Source organism: Aequorivita vitellina, assembly GCF_022008365.1.
Classification (GTDB): Bacteria; Bacteroidota; Bacteroidia; order Flavobacteriales; family Flavobacteriaceae; genus Aequorivita; species Aequorivita vitellina.
In genome coordinates this window covers 75,480-94,572 of record NZ_JAIRBA010000008.1, presented here as the reverse complement: position 1 = coordinate 94,572, position 19,093 = coordinate 75,480, and the positions used below count along the sequence as shown (strand labels likewise).

General features: G+C 37.0%; 16 protein-coding genes. 13 read left to right on the top strand and 3 right to left on the bottom strand.

The genetic code is table 11. The features are described 5' to 3' along the window. Positions 1–21: 21 nt before the first annotated feature. The 7 genes from K8089_RS06180 (at position 22) to clpX (ending at position 7,581) form a co-directional block, all read left to right on the top strand. Positions 22–783, top strand: coding sequence for an alpha/beta fold hydrolase (locus K8089_RS06180; protein WP_237602412.1), 762 nt, complete (start codon positions 22–24; stop codon positions 781–783). A 98-nt stretch (positions 784–881) separates the two neighbouring features. Then, complete coding sequence (locus K8089_RS06175) at positions 882–2,132, top strand: OmpP1/FadL family transporter (RefSeq protein WP_237602411.1); 1,251 nt, start codon at positions 882–884, stop codon at positions 2,130–2,132. 19 nt (positions 2,133–2,151) lie between these two features. Continuing rightward, entirely contained in the window at positions 2,152–3,684 is a 1,533-nt protein-coding gene (locus K8089_RS06170) for an SGNH/GDSL hydrolase family protein (protein WP_237602410.1), read from the top strand. 88 nt (positions 3,685–3,772) lie between these two features. Next, a complete protein-coding gene (locus K8089_RS06165) occupies positions 3,773–4,114 on the top strand; it encodes a phage holin family protein (RefSeq protein WP_237602409.1) in 342 nt (113 codons plus the stop codon). A gap of 82 nt (positions 4,115–4,196) precedes the next feature. Further along, entirely contained in the window at positions 4,197–5,516 is a 1,320-nt protein-coding gene (gene tig, locus K8089_RS06160) for a trigger factor (protein WP_237602408.1), read from the top strand. Positions 5,517–5,647: 131 nt separating this feature from the next. Further along, positions 5,648–6,322, top strand: coding sequence for an ATP-dependent Clp endopeptidase proteolytic subunit ClpP (clpP, locus tag K8089_RS06155; protein ID WP_237602407.1), 675 nt, complete (start codon positions 5,648–5,650; stop codon positions 6,320–6,322). Between the two features lie 26 nt (positions 6,323–6,348). After that, on the top strand, positions 6,349–7,581 hold the full coding sequence (clpX, locus tag K8089_RS06150) for an ATP-dependent Clp protease ATP-binding subunit ClpX (protein WP_237602429.1): 1,233 nt from the start codon (positions 6,349–6,351) through the stop codon (positions 7,579–7,581). A 74-nt stretch (positions 7,582–7,655) separates the two neighbouring features. On the opposite strand, the gene K8089_RS06145 is transcribed toward clpX, so the two are convergent. Further along, positions 7,656–7,868: a hypothetical protein gene (locus K8089_RS06145; protein ID WP_237602406.1), complete on the bottom strand. Its 213-nt coding sequence runs from the start codon at positions 7,866–7,868 to the stop codon at positions 7,656–7,658. Between the two features lie 151 nt (positions 7,869–8,019). Further along, positions 8,020–9,540, bottom strand: coding sequence for a GH3 auxin-responsive promoter family protein (locus K8089_RS06140; RefSeq protein WP_237602405.1), 1,521 nt, complete (start codon positions 9,538–9,540; stop codon positions 8,020–8,022). Between the two features lie 126 nt (positions 9,541–9,666). Between K8089_RS06140 and K8089_RS06135 the strand changes: the two genes are divergently transcribed. Further along, the gene (locus K8089_RS06135) at positions 9,667–10,461 is read left to right on the top strand and encodes a DUF2797 domain-containing protein (protein WP_237602404.1); all 795 of its coding nucleotides are present in this window, start codon (positions 9,667–9,669) and stop codon (positions 10,459–10,461) included. A gap of 8 nt (positions 10,462–10,469) precedes the next feature. Here K8089_RS06135 and K8089_RS06130 read toward each other — a convergent pair whose 3' ends face one another. After that, positions 10,470–13,136, bottom strand: a complete 2,667-nt coding sequence (locus K8089_RS06130) for an AsmA family protein (RefSeq protein ID WP_237602403.1) — start codon at positions 13,134–13,136, stop codon at positions 10,470–10,472. Between the two features lie 140 nt (positions 13,137–13,276). Between K8089_RS06130 and folK the strand changes: the two genes are divergently transcribed. The 5 genes from folK to K8089_RS06105 all read left to right on the top strand — a co-directional run bounded on the left by folK (position 13,277) and on the right by K8089_RS06105 (position 19,064). Continuing rightward, positions 13,277–14,413 carry a 2-amino-4-hydroxy-6-hydroxymethyldihydropteridine diphosphokinase gene (folK, locus tag K8089_RS06125; protein WP_262913904.1) on the top strand — a complete coding sequence of 379 codons (1,137 nt, stop codon included), beginning with the start codon at positions 13,277–13,279 and terminating at the stop codon, positions 14,411–14,413. Between the two features lie 99 nt (positions 14,414–14,512). Further along, positions 14,513–15,445 carry a pseudouridine synthase gene (locus tag K8089_RS06120; RefSeq protein ID WP_237602402.1) on the top strand — a complete coding sequence of 311 codons (933 nt, stop codon included), beginning with the start codon at positions 14,513–14,515 and terminating at the stop codon, positions 15,443–15,445. A 311-nt stretch (positions 15,446–15,756) separates the two neighbouring features. Beyond that, entirely contained in the window at positions 15,757–17,154 is a 1,398-nt protein-coding gene (locus K8089_RS06115; RefSeq protein WP_237602401.1) for an arginine decarboxylase, read from the top strand. Beyond that, the gene (speB, locus tag K8089_RS06110; RefSeq protein WP_237602400.1) at positions 17,144–18,097 is read left to right on the top strand and encodes an agmatinase; all 954 of its coding nucleotides are present in this window, start codon (positions 17,144–17,146) and stop codon (positions 18,095–18,097) included. Before K8089_RS06115 ends, speB begins: the two co-directional genes overlap by 11 nt. After that, positions 18,087–19,064: a deoxyhypusine synthase family protein gene (locus K8089_RS06105; protein WP_237602399.1), complete on the top strand. Its 978-nt coding sequence runs from the start codon at positions 18,087–18,089 to the stop codon at positions 19,062–19,064. The genes speB and K8089_RS06105 overlap by 11 nt, the downstream gene beginning before the upstream one ends. Positions 19,065–19,093 lie beyond the last annotated feature (29 nt).

Here is a 19,093-nt window from a genome sequence, read left to right as displayed (position 1 = left end):
TAAATTTTCAATATTTTTAAAATGAAACTCCACTCTCAGATTCTCGGCTCCGGCCAACCTTTTGTAATTCTCCACGGTTTTCTAGGTATGGGCGATAATTGGAAAACCCTCGGCAACCGCTGGGCAGAAGAAGGCTATGAAGTACATCTTTTAGACCAACGCAACCACGGCCGCAGTTTTCACAGCGATGAATTTTCGTATAAAGTAATGACTGAAGATTTAAATACGTATTGCGAAGAACACAATTTAAAAGATATAATCTTGCTCGGGCATTCCATGGGCGGCAAAGTTGCAATGCAGTTTGCGGTAACATATCCCGAAATGGTTTCAAAATTAATAATTGCAGATATTGGTCCAAAAGCGTACCCGTCGCACCATCAAGATATTTTGAAAGCACTTTCTTCGTTAGATTTCACGAAAATAAATACCCGAGGTGAAGCAGAAGACATTCTTTCAGAATATATTAAAGATAAGGGCACGCGATTATTTCTTCTGAAAAATCTTTATCGAAAAAATAAAAATGAATTTGCACTGCGCATAAATCTTCCTATTCTTTCAAAGAAAATTGAAGAAATTGGTGTTGCCCTCCCCGAAGCTGCTATATTTAATGGCGATACACTTTTTTTGGGTGGTGAAAAAAGTGGCTATATTGAGCCAACAGATCATTTTTTAATTAAAAAACATTTCCCAAAAGCAAAAATTGAAACTATTTCAGACGCCGGTCATTGGCTACACGCTGAAAATCCCGAAGAATTTTATGATAATGTTATGATTTTTTTATAATATTGTAAGATAGTTTCTTATGCGTGCATAATAAATTCAACAATAAAAGATATATCCATCCTTAATCCTTGAAAAATTAACTCTAAAAGAAATAAACTATGAAGAAATTAGTAGTACTAGCCGTTTTTGCACTTGCGAGCGCGGTAACTTATGCGGGCGGTTACCGCGTGAGTTTGCAGGGCAACAAAGCCTTGGCGATGGGCCACACGGGAGTCGCGGTAGTAAATAGTAGCGAATCGGTATTTTTTAACCCTGCTGCGTTGGTCTATTTAGAAGATAAATTTAGCGTCTCTGTTGGTGTGCACGGCGTGTTTTCAAACATTGCCTATCAAGACACCCAAACGGGAGCCAATGCCCGAACTGATAGCCCAGTAGGTACACCACTTTATTTATATGCTTCGTACCAAGCAACAGATTGGTTAGCTTTTGGACTGGGTGTTTATACCCCTTACGGAAGTTCGGTGGAGTATGAAGATGACTGGGTTGGTTCGCATTTAGTGAATAACATCGATTTACAAGCAATTTACATTCAACCAACTGTTTCGTTTAAAATAAACGATAAGTTAAGCGTTGGAGGTGGACCTATTTACGTTACAGGTTCTGTAAACTTTAATAGAAACCTAAACCGTACCCTTACAGATCTTGACGGAAACCGTTCAAATGTAACTATTGATGCTACTGGCGTTACTAGCTGGGGATGGGTTGCAAGTTCAATGTTTAATTTTACAGACGACCTTCGAATTGGTGCTACGTACCGCTCAGAAATTGTATTAGATGCTGAAGATGGCACTGCAGAATTTGAAAATATTCCAAATTCGCCATTAACCCCTTTTCAAAACACATCTATAAAAGCCTCTATGCCATTACCTGCTGAAATGTCTGTAGGTATGTCTTACAATTTCTGCGAAAAGTGGCTCTTTGCTTTTGACTTCAACCGTACGTTTTGGGATGCTTATGAATCATTAGATATCGATTTTGGGAATCCAGCAATTCCAGATTCAAAGAATGCGCGTAACTATAAAAACGCTTCGGTTTACCGTTTCGGTATGCAGTATGAAGCTACAAAAATGTTCACTTTAAGAGCTGGTTACTATTTTGATGAATCTCCAGTTCGCGAGGGCTATTTCGCTCCAGAAACACCGCGTAACGACAGTAATAACTTTACTGCTGGTCTTACCGTAAATCTTGGTGAGCACTTGCAGATTGATGCATCATTCCTCTATTCACACTTTAAAGAAATAGATGCTTCTTATAACTATTATTTCGAAAATGGTCAGGCAGTTCCGTTTAAGGGAACTTACAAAACCAACGCTTTTGTTCCAGGATTAGGGCTTACTTATAAATTATAATCGAAAAAAAATCTTAAAGATGAAAAATATACTTAAATATACATTCGCAGTTATGGCTGTTGGCTTCGTAAGCTGCGAACCTGAATTTGATACTCCTGTAACAGACGAAGGTTTTTACACGAGTGGAACTGCAGATCTTTCTAATTATGTTTCTGTTGGAAACTCTTTAACTGCTGGTTATGCCGATGGCGCACTTTACATTACTGGGCAAGAAAATAGCTACCCAAATATTATGGCAGAGCAATTTGCTTATGCCGGGGGTGGTGAATTTACACAACCATTGATGAGCGATAACATGGGAGGTTTATTATTGGGAGGAACCCAAATTACCGAAAATAGATTCGTACTTGCTGTTGATGCAAACGGAAATCCAGGTCCCGTACGTTTGGCGGGAACGCCAACTACCGAAATCACAAACAAATTAACTGGACCATTCAATAACATGGGGGTTCCTGGCGCTAAAAGTTTTCATTTAGTGGCTCCAGGTTATGGTAATGCTGCCGGAGTACCAACAGGTGCTGCAAACCCTTATTTTGCCCGTTTTTCTAGTAGTGAAAGTGCAACTGTTATCGCTGATGCTGCTTCACAAAATCCAACCTTTTTCAGTTTGTGGATTGGAAATAACGATATTTTAAGCTACGCAACTTCTGGTGGATCAGGTGTTGACCAAACAGGAAATTTTGATCCAGCTACCTACGGAGGAAACGATATTACAGATCCTAACGTATTTGCTTCTGTTTACAGCCAACAAGTAGATGCCTTAACCGCGAGTGGCGCAAAAGGCGTTTTAGTAAATATTCCTGAAGTAACTTCAATTCCATATTTCACAACTGTACCAACTAACGCAATTCCGTTAGATGCCGCTACTGCTGGAGCTTTAAACGCACAGTTTGCAGGGTACAATACTCAAATATTGCCAGGTTTAGTTCAAATGGGTGTTATTACTCCAGAAGAAGCTGCATTGCGAATGATTAATTTTTCTGCGGGTCAAAACTTCCCAATTATGACGGATGATGATCTTACAGACCTTACAACTATTTTACAAGGCGCGCCGTTTAGCTTGCCCGAACAATTAGCAGTATTATTGGGTCAATTGCGCCAAGTAAAATCTGACGATCTTATTGTTTTAACTGCTTCTTCAATTTTAGGTACAACTCCAGACCCTAACAATCCTCAGGGTGTAATTGGGGTTTCTATACCGTTGAGCGATCAATATGTTTTAGCAGTGTCTGAACAGGCTCGCATTACGGCTGCTAGTACAGCGTACAACGCTACAATTGAGGCATTGGCTGGTGCTAAAGGTTTGGCTTTTGTTGATGCAAAGTCTGCATTGGCAAGCTTGGCAAATGGCGGTATTGCTTATGACGGCGGCGTGCTTACATCGCAATTTGTTACTGGTGGTGCTTTTTCTTTAGATGGAGTTCACCCAACGCCAAGAGGATATGCATATACTGCAAACCTTATTATTAGAGCTATTAACAATACGTACGATGCAACAATTCCAATCGTAAAAATTGGTAATTATCCAACAATTACTCTTACAAATAATTAATATTTTTAAATTTAGTTAGCTTATAACCGCCTTCAACTGAGGGCGGTTTTTTTATTATATTTACACAAACTTGGTTAATTTTAAATAAATGAAACTCATTATAAAATTACTTCTCACGGCTGTAGCAGTTGTGGTTTTGGCTAAAATCCTTCCCGGCGTTACTGTTGCAGGATACGGTTCAGCAATAATCGTGGCTATAGTTATTGCGCTTTTAAGGTTAATAGTTAAGCCTATTTTAGTAATATTAACATTGCCAATAACAATTATAACCTTTGGGTTTTTTCTATTAATCATCAACGCTATTATTATATTAATGGCGGCGTATTTTGTAGATAGTTTTGCCGTGAGCTCTATCTGGTGGGCGCTCCTTTTTAGTTTATTACTTTCGCTTTTTCAAGCCGTGCTGTTTTCACTTATAAAGGAGGACTAGTAAATTGTAGAACAACAGTTTGTAAATGTTTGTTGGGTTGTGCAAAAAGACGTACTTTTGCATCCCGAAATTCAGAATAAAAATGAACATTACAAAAAAAGAAATAGATAAACTGAATGCTGTACTAACAGTAGAGGTTTCAAAAGAAGATTATTCAGTAAACGTTGAAAAAGTGTTGAATAATTACAGAAAAACTGCCAACGTTCCAGGTTTCAGAAAAGGTCATATTCCTATGGGAATGGTGAAAAAGCAATACGGGAAAGCCGTTTTGGTTGAAGAAGTAAACAAATTACTACAAGATGCGCTTCATAAATATCTTACCGAAGAAAAATTAGACGTGCTTGGAAATCCACTTCCGAAAAATGAAGCAGAAATTAATTGGGATGCAGACGATTACTCCTTCGAGTTTGAATTAGGTCTCGCACCAGAATTTGATGTGGACGTAAAAGATAAGGAAGTAGTTCACTATAAAATTGTTGCAGACGATGAATTGCTTAACAACCAAGTGAAGACCATTCGCAAGCAATACGGTAAATTAATTTCAAAAAACGAAGTAGAAAAAGGTGATGAAATCACGGGGACTTTTACTTCGGAAGAAAAAGATATTGAAAAGAAAACTACCGTTACCACAGAAGATATTGCGGGTAAAAAACAATTGGCGAGTCTAATTGGCGCAAAAGTTGGCGATACCGTTACTTTAAAAACAAAGGGAATGTTTGCCGATGATCACGACAATCAAAAATTTTTAGGCGTTGAACACGACGAAGCACACGGGTTAGATATTGAGGTTTCTTTTAAAATTGAAGAAGTTAACAAACGCGAAATGGCCGAGTTGAACCAAGAATTGTTCGATAAATTATTCGGTGAAGGCGTTGTCACCTCAGAAGAAGAATTGAAAACTAAAATAAAGGAAGATGCCGAAGGGCAATTTGCGCAACAAAGCGATCAGAAATTATTGAACGATGTTGTTGACTCTTTAATCGAAAATACAAAATTTGATCTTCCAGAAGAATTTTTACAACGTTGGATTGCAATGACTGGCGAAAAAAGACTGTCGGAAGAAGATGCAAAAGCCGAATTTGAAAGAAGCGAAAAAGGACTTCGTTACCAACTTATAGAAGGAAAACTTCGTGCCGAAAACAATTTGCAGGTTACTTTTGAAGAGTTGAAAGATCATTCAAAAAATATGATAAAGGCGCAAATGGCACAGTTTGGACAAACAAATCCAACCGATGAAGAATTAGAATCTATCGCCGCGCGTATTCTTTCAAATAAAGAAGAAGTAGAGCGTTTAAGTGAACAATTAAATTCGGCTAAATTGTTAAACTTCTTTAAGGAAAACGCAAATTTAAAAACTAAAGAAATTACGTACGATAAATTCATTAAAGAAGCCTACGCATAATTCAGCGAAGAAATAGTTATCTTTAGGCGTTGAATTATTATAATTTAGCGCCTTTTTAATTCTTGCGCAATCAAGGTATAATTAAGGCTTCTAAATATTATTTTCGTATCTCTAAAAATCGAACAACATTTATGAATTACAGTAACGAATTTAAGAACTTTGCTATAAAAGATCAAGGCATAAATAATATGTATTACGATAAAATTATCAGTAGTATGTATCCCACAAACTTGACACCAAATATTATTGAAGAGCGCCAAATGAACGCAGTAGCAATGGACGTTTTTTCGCGTTTAATGATGGACCGTATTATTTTTCTCGGCACCGGAATTAACGACCAAGTTGCAAACATAGTGCAAGCTCAATTATTGTTTTTGGCAAGTACCGATGCAGCGCGCGATATTCAAATATATATTAACTCTCCGGGCGGAAGCGTTTATGCAGGCTTGGGGATTTACGACACGATGCAATTCATTAAGCCAGACGTAGCAACCATTTGTACCGGTATGGCCGCCTCTATGGCCGCCGTACTTTTATGCGCTGGCGAAAAAGGCAAACGTAGCGGTTTAACACACTCACGCGTTATGATTCACCAACCCTTGGGCGGTGCGCAAGGCCAGGCTAGCGATATTGAAATAACCGCACGCGAAATAATTACCTTAAAAGAAGAGCTTTACAAAATAATTGCTAAACATTCGGGACAATCTTACGAAAAGGTTTATGATGATAGCGATCGCGATTATTGGATGAAAGCCGATAAAGCTTTGGAATACGGAATGATAGATGAAATATTGACACGAAGCTAAAAATATAGTTTTTGAAAAAAGATAATATGTCGAAAGAAGATTTAGAATGTTCCTTTTGTGGCCGTAAAAAGTCCGAAACCAATTTGCTCATTGCAGGATTGGATGCCCACATTTGCGACCGTTGTATTGAGCAAGCCCACGGAATTGTAGTGGAGGAAGCTTTACATTCGGGCAATACGGAACTGTCCAAAGATTTAATGCTGAAGAAACCAAAACTCATTAAAGCTTTTTTGGACGAGTATGTAATTGGGCAGGAATTTACTAAAAAAGTTATGTCTGTTGCGGTTTACAATCACTACAAAAGATTGCTCCAACCAAAAAGCGACGACGATATTGAAATACAAAAAAGTAATATTATAATTGTAGGACAAACAGGAACAGGTAAAACACTTATTGCAAAAACAATTGCAAAAATGTTAAACGTTCCTTTGGCAATTGTTGACGCTACAGTTTTAACCGAAGCGGGCTATGTAGGCGAAGATGTTGAAAGCATTTTAACGCGCTTACTTCAAGCCGCAGATTACAACCTTGAAAAAGCCGAAAACGGAATTGTATTTATTGACGAAATAGACAAGATTGCCCGTAAAAGCGACAATCCATCTATTACTAGAGATGTTAGTGGTGAAGGTGTACAACAAGCGCTTTTGAAGCTGTTGGAAGGAACTACAGTAAACGTGCCGCCAAAAGGAGGTAGAAAACATCCCGATCAAAAATTTATTGAAGTAAATACGGAGAATATCTTATTCATTGCCGGCGGCGCTTTTGACGGTATTGATCGTCATATTTCAAAAAGATTGAATATGCAGGCTGTTGGTTTTTCGGCTTCAATGAAGGAAAATCAAATGGAAAAAGACAACATGCTTCGTTATATTATTCCGAAAGATTTAAAAGATTTTGGATTAATTCCCGAAATAATCGGTCGTCTTCCAGTTCTAACGTATATGAACCCGTTAGACAAAGAAACCTTGCGGTCAATTCTTACAAAACCTAAAAATGCCATTATAAAACAATATAAGAAATTGTTTGAAATGGACGGAATCGATTTTGAAATAACTGAAGAAGCGTTAGACTTTATTGTAGAACAAGCTATTGATTATAAACTGGGGGCCCGTGGTCTTCGTTCGCTTTGTGAAGCTGTATTAACAGATGCTATGTATGAAATGCCTGGTACAGATGAAAAAATCGTCCACGTTACAAAGGAGTATGCTGAAGAAAAACTAAATAAATCTACTCTTAAAAAATTAAAAGCAGTTTCATAAACCGAAACAGTGTAAAAGTCAAAAACCTCGAGAAGAATATTCTCGAGGTTTTTTTATGCGGGTTAGTTAGTTTTCTATGGAGTTGCAATAATCGATTTATTCTTTTTAGGAAGAATTTTACTGTGCATTTGCTCTTTCTTACTTTTCAAATTGTATCCTGCCACCTCTTCGTCAGCTTTTACGGCAGTTGTTGTGGCGCAAGATGAGAATAGCACTGTGAAAATTAAAAGAATTACTATGTAAAAACCGTTGCTCATATTGTATATTAAACCAATTTTATAGTGCAAAAATACAGCTTTAAGCCACTCAATAAAAATGTATTAGCTGAACGTCGAGGATAGTCGATGAAATGCATTTTTAACAAAAAAAAGTCGATGAACCGAGTGAAATAAACGATTTAAAACACAGTGGACAGAATTAAATTTGAAGCATGACAGGTTAGTCCCTTCTATTAAGCAATAAAAGTTCCTCTAAAAGGTCGCGTTTATTAGAGAGTCGCGGTACCTTGTGTTGGCCTCCTAATTTGTTTTTATATTTTAACCAATCATAAAAAAGGTTTTCTCTAGCGTGATGAATTTTTGGAGCATTGAGCGTGGTGTTATTAAATCGCTTTGCTTCATAATCGCTATTTACTTCTTGGAGTGCAACATCTAAAAGTTTCGTGAAATTATTTAAATCTTCCGGTGGATTTTTAAACTCAATAATCCATTCGTGAGCACCCTTTTCTCTGCCATTCATAAAAATGGGCGCTGCAGTATAATCTACAATTTCGGCGTTGGTGAGTTGCGAAACTTTGCGTAGGGCAGCCTCAGCATTTTCAATAATTAATTCTTCACCAAAAACATTTATATAATGTTTTGTTCTACCGGTAACTTTAATTCTATATGGATTTACAGAAGTAAACCGAACAGTATCGCCAATTTTATAGCGCCAGAGCCCAGCATTGGTGGTAATGACTATCGCGTAGTTTTTACCTTCCACAACTTCGCTCAGCGGAATTACCTTTTCCGTTGGCGAACCGTAGGTATCCATCGGAATGAATTCATAAAAAATTCCGTAGTCCAACATTAATAGCAATTCTTTATTTTCATTGCGGTCCTGAATTGCGAAAAACCCTTCCGACGCATTGTAAATTTCATAATACCTAAAATTATCTTTCGGTAGTAATTTGTTGTATTGATCTATATACGGATCAAAATTTACGCCTCCGTGAAAATAAACTTCTAAGTTTGGCCAAACTTCAAAGAGTGTTTTCCTGCCGGTAGTTTCCATTACTTGGTTCAGTAATACCAGCATCCATGAAGGCACACCTGCAAGACTGGTAACATTTTCTTTTATGGTTTCATTTACAATTGCTTGCATTTTGGTTTCCCAATCGCCCATTAGCGAAACTTCGTTACTCGGCGTACTACTATACTCTGCCCAAAAAGGCATATTATCGATTAAAATTGCAGAAAGGTCTCCAAAAACAGTCCCATTTTCCTCATACAATTGTTTGCTTCCGCCAAGCCTTAAGCTTTTGCCTAAAAACAATTGTGCATCGGGGTTGTTGTTGAGGTACATACACAGCAAATCTTTGCTCGCTGCGTAATGGCAGTTTTCTAAAGAATCGTTTGTAACGGGTATAAATTTACTTTTAGCATTGGTGGTGCCACTAGATTTTGCAAACCACTTTATGGGTGTTGGCCAAAAAATATTGCTTTCTCCTTTTCGGGCACGTTCAATACGTGGTTCACTTTCTTCATACGTTGTTACAGGAACACGGGCTGCGAAGTCGCGATACGTTCTAATGTTTCCAAAGTCGTATTGCTGCCCAAGTTCGGTGTATTTTGCTTTTTGAAGTAAATTAAAAAGCAGTTCCTCTTGAACTTCAATAGGGTACTTCAAAAAAAGGTCTATTTGATGAAATCTTTTCTTTAGAAACCATGAAGCAATAGAATTAACAATGGGGATTGGCATATTTTTCTGCTATCTTTATGCTATAAAAATAGCAATTTTATAATTACGATTTTCCCTTTTTTTCTGAAGACATGCATCCATTGCTTAGCTTTCGGAAAAATTATCGCCATAAATATTTTTGAATAAATGAATTACGAAGGAGTTCTTACAAAGATGCAAACCGAAAATGGTTCGCCAATTCAATATTACCTGCTTTTTAAACATGATTTTATAAATGTAAATCAGCTATTAGATAAAAAAGTTTCAATCAGCTTTCAGCGGTATCAATGTTTAAATTGCGGGCTTCAAAAAAAAGTTTACCGTCAAGGATTTTGTTACGATTGTTTTTTTGAAATTCCCCAAGCAGCAGCTTGGATTATAAGTCCTGAAAAAAGCAAAGCACATTTAGGAATCGAAGATCGCGATTTGGCTTATGAAGAAAAAGTACAGCTACAACCGCACGTTGTTTACCTGGCCAACAGCAGTAGTGTAAAAGTGGGCGTTACGCGAAAAACGCAAATTCCCACCCGTTGGATTGACCAAGGTGCGCACGAAGCGATTGAAATAGTGGAAGTGCCCAATAGATATCTTGCCGGTATTACCGAGATAGCACTTAAAGATTTTGTAAGCGATAAAACCAATTGGCGTGCCATGCTTAAAAACGATATTAAAGATGAAGATTTGGTTGCGTGGCGAAATAAATTAAAACAATACATTCCCGCTGAAGCTGCTGAATATTATTTGGAAAATAATCTCGAAACCAATTTACAATTTCCAGTTATAAAATATCCCGAAAAACCGAAATCTTTAAATCTGCTTAAAACTCCTTTTTACGAAGGAATTCTCAAAGGAATAAAAGGACAATACCTAATATTTGAAGACGATACCGTTTTTAACGTGAGAAGTAACGAAGGATCTGTAGTTTCAATAACTGTGAATTAAAACACGTGCTAATTGCCCTCTTTTGTGGTTTGGGGGACTTTTGTTGTATCGGTTTTCTTTTTCTTTCCACCCAGAATTCCACCTAACACGTCTTTAATTATTTGTGTGTTTTGTTGCTGGGTAGTTTGTTGTTGCTGGGTAGTGTTCGTTTTTGTTGAATCTGGTTTAGTGCCGCCAGACAGAACTTCTTCCAAAAGCCCGGTTCCTTTATCTATTAACTTGTCTTTCTGTTTCGCTAAAAGCTTTTTGGTTAAAGTGTTAATAGCGTTTTCGGCATTAAGAGAAACCTGCGGATTTGTAAATGTTCCTTTTAAATTTATTGGAAGCGCAACAGTTGTTGCCGCGGCCTCTTGAGGGTCTAAATTTTGAAGCAGTTTTGTTACTTCGCTGCCCAAATATTTTGCAGGCACATCCATTGTTAAGTTGTAATTTATAGATTTGTCTAATCCGTGGGTTCCCGAAACTGCGACATCAATTCCTTTAACATCAAAATTAAACGGTTTCACTTCAATTTTACCGTTGTTGAAATTAAAGTTCGTGCTAACATCGCGTAGGCTCAATCTGTCGATATTTAAAAATGAAACTTTATCACCTAGTGCCGATAACAACGGGGCTTTTTCAGGATCAACTTCGGCGGTTATAATTTGCGCCAATGCAGTCCCTGCCAATGTTGAAAGTTTTGGAGATAGATCGTTTGTAAGTTGTCCGTTTAATTCAAAATTAGTGTTTAAACTTCCGTGCAACGCTTTTGCAATAGGTACTAAAAACTTGAACATTTCAAGCTTTTCGAAAGATTGATCAATATCAATTTTACTTAAATCTAAAGTCATTGCGAAAGTTGGGATTTCACTTTTTGTTGAAACGTTGCCCGACAGCGCAATATTTCCGCCAAATATATTTGAAGTAAAATTACTAATGGTAATAGCTTCATTTGCAATTGTGGCAGTGCCTTTGGCGTTCTTTAATTCTATGTTGTCGTATATAACCTTATTGGCGCTAAAATCTAAAGTTGCATTTAAAAAATCTGGAATTTTCACACCTTCCGAAGCTACTGTTTTTTGAGAAGTTTCTACTTTTCCTTCAGAATTATTTACTGAAGAAGTAGTTTCCGAAGCCATAAAATCGTTCACATTAAAAGTGTTTGACTGCACCCTGAAACGCCCCTTTAAATCTTGCGTACTCATCAAAAACGGAATGAGGTTTTGTATGTTTCCCGAGGCGTTAATATCTGTTTGTCCCGTTGTGGCATTCAATTCTTTTAGAGTGAAAACGCCCGGCTGCAACGATAAACTTGCATTCGCAACTTTCAATTCATATTTAAACCCGGCGTCGTAATTAAAATTTGTTAAGCTTGCGGTCCCGCGTGCGTCAATTTTATCAAAGCGTTCCTTTTCTACAGATTCCATATCGAAATTTGCAAGTACATCTGCTTTAAAAATTCCGCTGAGTTTTTGTTCCATTTCTACAGGCAACACTTTTTCAATATTTGCTAAATTAAGTGTGCCTTGCATACCGAGATTCACAAAAGGATTTTCGGTCATATTTTTTATACTTCCATTCATTCGGAACGGTTCGCCATCTATTTTAAAAGTAAAAGTTGAAATGTTTAAATAGGTGTCTTTCAACAAGCCTGTTTCATTTTTTAACTGCGCGTCTATAGTAATGTTTTCTACTGTTTTCGGTAAATTGGGATATTTAAATGAAGCGTTATCACTCGCAATTTTTATATCCATCCTCGGGATGTGGGTGTTGTCAACAATCCCTTTCAGCATTCCGTTTACGGTAAAATTACCAGTGGTTTTTACGTCGCTAATTTGCTTCACGTACGTTTCTGGAATAACGGCGAGGAAATTTTTAAAGTCGGAAGACGGCGTTTTAAAAGTTATATCTACTTCGTTATTGGTTTCGTTTACTTGAACAAAACCCTCAAAAGTTAATGGCAACTCGTTGATTCTTGCTTCGTTTTCAAGAAAAGTATATTTCAGGTTTTTTAAATCTATTTTAAAAATAGCATCGAGTGCGATTTTGTTGTTCGTTAAGTATTCAATATCGCCAATTCGGAAAGTTGCAAATGCATCCGTATTTGTGTCAAGATTGCTTATTTCTTGCGAAAAATCTCCGCTACCCACGTGGTTAACTTCGGTTAGGGTAAAATACGTATTTGCCGATTGGTCTGCATAATTAACACGCGAATTTTTAATTTCATACTTTTTTAAGTCGAAAGTAAAGCCGCTATTTGGTTCCGTTTCTACCGTGGTTATCGGGGCGTCTTTTTTAATTGCAATGTCGTAATTTGTATTGCCAAGCGAATCAATTTTTATATTTACAAAAGCATCGTCAATAGTTACAGCGTCAACTTTAACTACTTCGCTGCTATTTTTAAAAAGTTGCATAATGCCCATATTCAACGTGAGCGTTTTACCACTTGCCAACGTATCCCCTTTAAAAGGTGCTTTATTGATCGCGCTGAAATTATTTAACTTTAAAGAAGCATTGGGAAAACTGCTAAAAAGACTCAAATCGAGATCTTCCCAGGCCACAGTGGCGTTGAGGTTTTGGTTAATGGTTCGCAATAACAATTTCTCCAAACTTCCCTTAAAAATAAATGGTGTGGCAATTAGTAGCAGAATTAAAATTCCGATAACGATTCCAAATATTTTGAGTGCTTTCTTCATAAAAAAATTAAAAATTTATTTGCTGTAATTCCTTTGAATACAACTTCTTAAAAAGCTGCTTTCGGGCAAAATTTATATCTACTCACAAATTTACTTGGTAGTCTTTTTCTTTTCCTTAATTTCGTCTTAAATGTTAAATTTTGGATCAATCAAATCCCTCGCATAACGTCTATCTTTCCCTTGGCAGCAATATGGGCAACCGTTTTGGTAATCTTCAAAATGCGGTGAATGCTCTTTTTAGGGAAGTGGGAAGTATTGTTAAAATTTCGTCGGTTTATGAAACGCCTGCAATGGGCTTTGACGGCGATCCATTTTTAAACTGCGCGGTGTGGCTGTATGTAGATTTGAAACCTGCGAAAATTTTAAAATCAATTCTAGAAATTGAAAAAAAGCTGGGCCGAAAACGAAATTCAACTACTAATTATACTTCCCGGCCAATTGATATTGACATTATTTTTATTGACGATTTAGTTATTTCGACCGAAAAACTTACGGTGCCACATCCCGAAATGACAAAACGCAGATTTGTTTTACAACCGGTTGCAGATTTAAACTTTCAATTGAATCATCCCATTTCAGAAAAAAATATTTTAGAAATTTTAGAAGAAACCGATGATGGTAGTGAGCTTCAAAAACAGTCTAAATGGCTGCGTAACCCCATGAAGGATTATGCAATTTCTAAATACAATTACATTGCAATTGAGGGAAATATTGGCGCAGGAAAAACAAGTTTAGCGGCAAAAATTGCAAGCGATTTTAATGCAAAATTAATTCTGGAACGCTTTAAAGACAATCCATTTCTACCCAAATTTTACGAAGATGCTGCGCGCTACGCCTTTCCATTAGAGATGTCTTTTCTCGCAGATCGTTACCAGCAATTGGTTGATGACATTACACAATTCGATCTATTTAAAGAATCTGTAATTGCAGATTACGATGTAAATAAATCGTTGATTTTTGCGAGTATTACGTTGCCCGAGGAGGAATATTCGTTGTACAAAAAGCTTTTTCAGATGATGCACAAAGAAGTGCCAAAGCCCGATATGTACATTTATTTGTATCAAAATACAGATCGTTTGTTGGAGAATATTAAAAAGCGCGGCCGTAAGTACGAACAGGGTATTGAAGTTGAATATCTTCAAAAATTAAATGCAGGATATTTAGAATTCATCAAAAACCAACATTCTGAAAGCATTAAAATTATTGATATTTCGGAAGTGGATTTTTTAAAAAACCGAGCAGATTATTTGAAGATTTTGAAAGAAATAGTTTCCTAAAAAAGCAAGAAAATTTAGATTCGGCTGGCTGTCTTTGCACTACAAACGGAAAACTGTAAATGCCATCTTTATTTCACTTACCTTTGCAAAAAATTAATTATGAGCAGACAAGACAATCAAAGTAGAGGGAAAGCTTCTGGACGTGGATCTAATAACCAACGCAACAGAAGCAGTGCAAGAGGGAATGCTCCTGTAAAATCTGAATTTAAAAGCAAAAAAACGAGTAGGCAAGCAGATCCCGCGACAAAACCAAAATTACGATTTGATAAAAATGGTAAAGAAATTGGCCGACGAGAGAAACCTGTAAAAGAAGTTAAAAGAAGTAATCCTGAGGACGGGATTCGTTTAAATAAATATATTGCAAATAGCGGTGTGTGTTCGCGCCGTGAAGCCGATACGTTTATTGCAACTGGTTTGGTTTCTGTAAATGGAAAAATTGTAAACGAGATGGGTTACAAAGTGCAACTAACAGACGATGTTCGTTTTGATGGTCGCCGCTTGAATCCGGAGCCAAACACCTTTGTTTTGTTGAACAAGCCAAAAGGGTTTGCTACAACAGATAGCAACTCCAAAGGAATGACTGTAATGGATTTGGTTGCAAATGCAACTACTGCCAAAATTAAACCATTTGGGCGTTTGGGTAGAAATGCTACGGGTTTATTACTGTTTACAAACGACGATGAGTTTGTGCAAAAATTTACTAAAAAAGGAATTCCAAGACTTTTTCATATCGAATTAGATAAAAATCTAAAAGCTGAACATCTTAAAAAGATTAAAGACGGAATGACCGTTGATGGAAAGGAGATAAGTGTAGATGAAATAAGTTATGTAGATAATGCGCCTAAAAGTGAAGTAGGTTTAAAAATTAAACACACCGGAAACAGTGTAATACGAACCATTTTTGAACATTTGGGTTACGATGTGGTTCGCGTAGATTGTGTAACGCTTGGCCCGTTGACCAAAAAAGACTTGCCTCGCGGCCGCTGGAGAACGCTTACAGATAAGGAACTCAATATGTTCAGTATGTTGTAAAATGAAATGAAAATTTCTGAGGTTATGTAAATTATTGAACTTTTTTTGGCACATTTGTATCAGCTTAAAATTGAATGAACGTATTTATTAATTTGGTTAGTTTTTGAAATATTTCAGAAACAAAGATTCTAAATGAACAACGTATTTTTGCTTCCAGTCGCTGCTTTGCGACAAGCTTCGGGTAAAGAATCTACTCTAAACCCTTTGCCTATTACAATTAAATTTCTAGTTAATATTTTGTTATACTTCCAATTTTTAAGGGAATCCGCAATAGGAATTTTTAATTTACACAATTCAACGAAAACAATATAATGAATACCAAATACATAGATTTAATAGATCAAACCTATTATTTTCCGCAGGAAGAATTTAGATTGGGCGAAAATGGTCTTGAATTTCACGGGGTAGATTTAATGGCGCTGGTAGAGCGCTATGGAGCACCCCTAAAGTTTACCTACCTCCCAAAAATTTCGGAAAATATACATTTGGCAAAAAAGTGGTTTGCCAATGCTATTGAAAAGAACAACTACAAAGGCACGTATAATTACTGCTATTGCACAAAAAGTTCGCATTTTAAGCACGTTTTAAATGAAGCTTTAAAGAATGATATTCATATAGAAACCTCTTCGGCTTTTGATATTGATATAGTAGAAAGCTTGAAGAAAACTGGTAAAGTAACCGATAAAACGTATGTAATCTGTAACGGATTCAAACGAGAGCAGTATATAGAAAACATAGCGCGTTTAATCAACGATGGGCATGAAAACTGCATTCCTATTATTGATAATTATGAAGAAATTGATTTGCTTTCAGATAGTATTGAAGGGCATTTTAATGTAGGTATTCGTATTGCTTCGGAAGAAGAGCCAAAGTTTGAATTCTATACTTCGCGATTGGGAATTGGGTATAAAAATATTATTCCTTTTTACGAAGAACAAATAAAAAATAACGAACGCATAGATTTAAAAATGCTTCATTTTTTCATTAATACGGGCATTCGCGACACTGCTTATTACTGGAACGAATTGGTGAAATGTTTAAAAGTGTATGTTCGTCTTAAAAAAATCTGTCCGTCATTAGATAGTCTAAATATTGGCGGTGGCTTTCCTATAAAAAACTCTTTGCATTTTGAGTACGACTATCAATATATGATAGACGAAATTTTAAATCAAATAAACATCACTTGTGAAGAAGCTGAGGTTCCAGTTCCCCACATTTTTACCGAATTTGGAAGTTTCACAGTTGGCGAGAGTGGCGGGGCTATTTATGAAATCCTCTATCAAAAACAACAAAACGATAGAGAGAAGTGGAATATGATAAATTCATCTTTTATTACAACCTTGCCAGATACTTGGGCAATAAGTAAGAAATTTATAATGTTACCAATAAATCGTTGGAACGATGAATACGAAAGAGTGTTGTTAGGAGGTTTAACTTGCGATAGTGACGACTACTATAACAGCGAACAAAACATGGCGGCTATTTATCTGCCAAAGTTTAAAAAGGAAAAACCTTTGTATATTGGCTTCTTTAATACAGGTGCTTATCAAGAAACCATTGGTGGTTTTGGAGGTTTGCAACACTGCTTAATTCCGCAGCCAAAACATATTTTAATAGATAGAGACAAAAACGATAACATTACTACCAAACTTTTTTCAGAACAACAAACAAGCGAGCAATTGCTAAACATTTTAGGTTATGAGCACTAAGACGTACGCAGGTATCCCGCAAAAATATGCGGCCCTAGAAACATCAAAAATTGTATTGATCCCCGTTCCTTATGATGGAACCAGCACTTGGCAAAAAGGTGCCGACAAAGGTCCCGAGGCCTTTTTAGATGCTTCCGAAAACATGGAACTTTATGATATTGAAACCCAATCAGAGGTTTATAAACAAGGAGTTTATCTTGCCGATGCCATAACTGAAAACGCATCGCCAGAAGCTGTAGTTTCAGAAGTACACAAAGCCACCAAAGATTATATTAAACGAAATAAATTTGTTACTGTTTTTGGGGGTGAACACAGCATTTCTATTGGAACAATCCGCGCGTTTAACGAATGTTTTGACAACCTTACCGTGTTGCACATAGATGCTCACGCAGACTTGCGCAAAGAATTCCACGGAAGCACTTGTAACCACGCTTGTGCAGTTTATGAAGCGAGCCAAACTACAAATCTTGTACAAGTTGGAATCCGGAGTATGGATATTGCCGAAACGCGCGTGATGGATGAAGAAAAAGTATTCTTTGCCCACGATATGGCAAAAGACGAATACTGGATGGATAAAGTAATTGAAGCTTTAGGCGAGAATGTATTTATCACTTTTGATCTTGATGCTTTAGATCCTTCCATCCTTCCGTCAACCGGAACACCCGAACCTGGCGGACTTTTTTGGTATGAAACCCTCGATTTTCTAAAACAAGTTTTTGAGGATAGAAATGTGGTAGGTTTTGACATTGTAGAACTATGCCCTAACCCAGAGGAAAAAGCTTCAGACTTTGTAGCTGCAAAACTTTACTACAAAATGTTGACGTACAAATTTGCAGGTACAGACGAAGAAGACGAATACGAAAGTAATTTTAACCTCTCGACTCCGCTCGAGGCAGGTAAAAAAGGTAGTTCAAAATTTAATACAGAAGAAGATGAGTACTAACAAAGGAGCGATCTCCCAGTTTATTGAAAAATATTATTTACACTTTAATTCTGCTGCACTTGTAGATGCTGCAAAAGGATACGAAGCACAACTTGAAAAAGGTTCAAAAATGTTAGTTTCGCTAGCGGGAGCAATGAGTACTGCTGAGTTGGGCAAGATTTTTGCCGAAATGATCCGTCAAGATAAAGTGCAAATAATTTCTTGTACAGGTGCTAACCTTGAAGAAGATATAATGAATCTGGTGGCGCACAGTCATTATGAACGTGTGCCGCATTACCGCGATTTAACACCGCAAGATGAGTGGGATTTGCTTGAAAGAGGAATGAACCGCGTAACCGATACTTGTATCCCTGAAGAAGAAGCCTTCCGAAGAATTCAAAAACACATCGTAAAGCTTTGGAAAGAAGCCGAAGCAAAAGGCGAACGTTACCTTCCGCACGAGTATATGTACAAACTTCTTTTAAGTGGAGTAATGGAAGAGCATTACGAAATAGATTTAAAAGATTCGTGGATGTACGCTGCTGCCGAAAAGAACCTTCCAATTATTTGCCCAGGTTGGGAAGATAGTACTATGGGAAACATTTTTGCAAGCTACGTGTTAAAAGGCGAATTGAAAGCTTCTACAATGAAAAGTGGAATTGAGTATATGACCTTCCTTGCCGATTGGTACACTGAAAATTCAGAAAATGGAATTGGTTTCTTCCAAATTGGTGGTGGAATTGCAGGTGATTTCCCAATCTGCGTAGTGCCCATGCTTTACCAAGATATGGAGCGACCGGAAACTCCGTTTTGGAGCTATTTTTGCCAGATCAGCGACTCAACTACTAGCTTTGGTAGTTACTCAGGCGCTGTTCCCAATGAAAAAATTACGTGGGGAAAACTAGATATGGATACGCCAAAATTTATCATTGAGAGTGATGCAACCATAGTGGCGCCACTTATTTTTGCCTATCTATTAGATATGTAAAAAAATGTTTAGAAATTTCTAAAACCGAG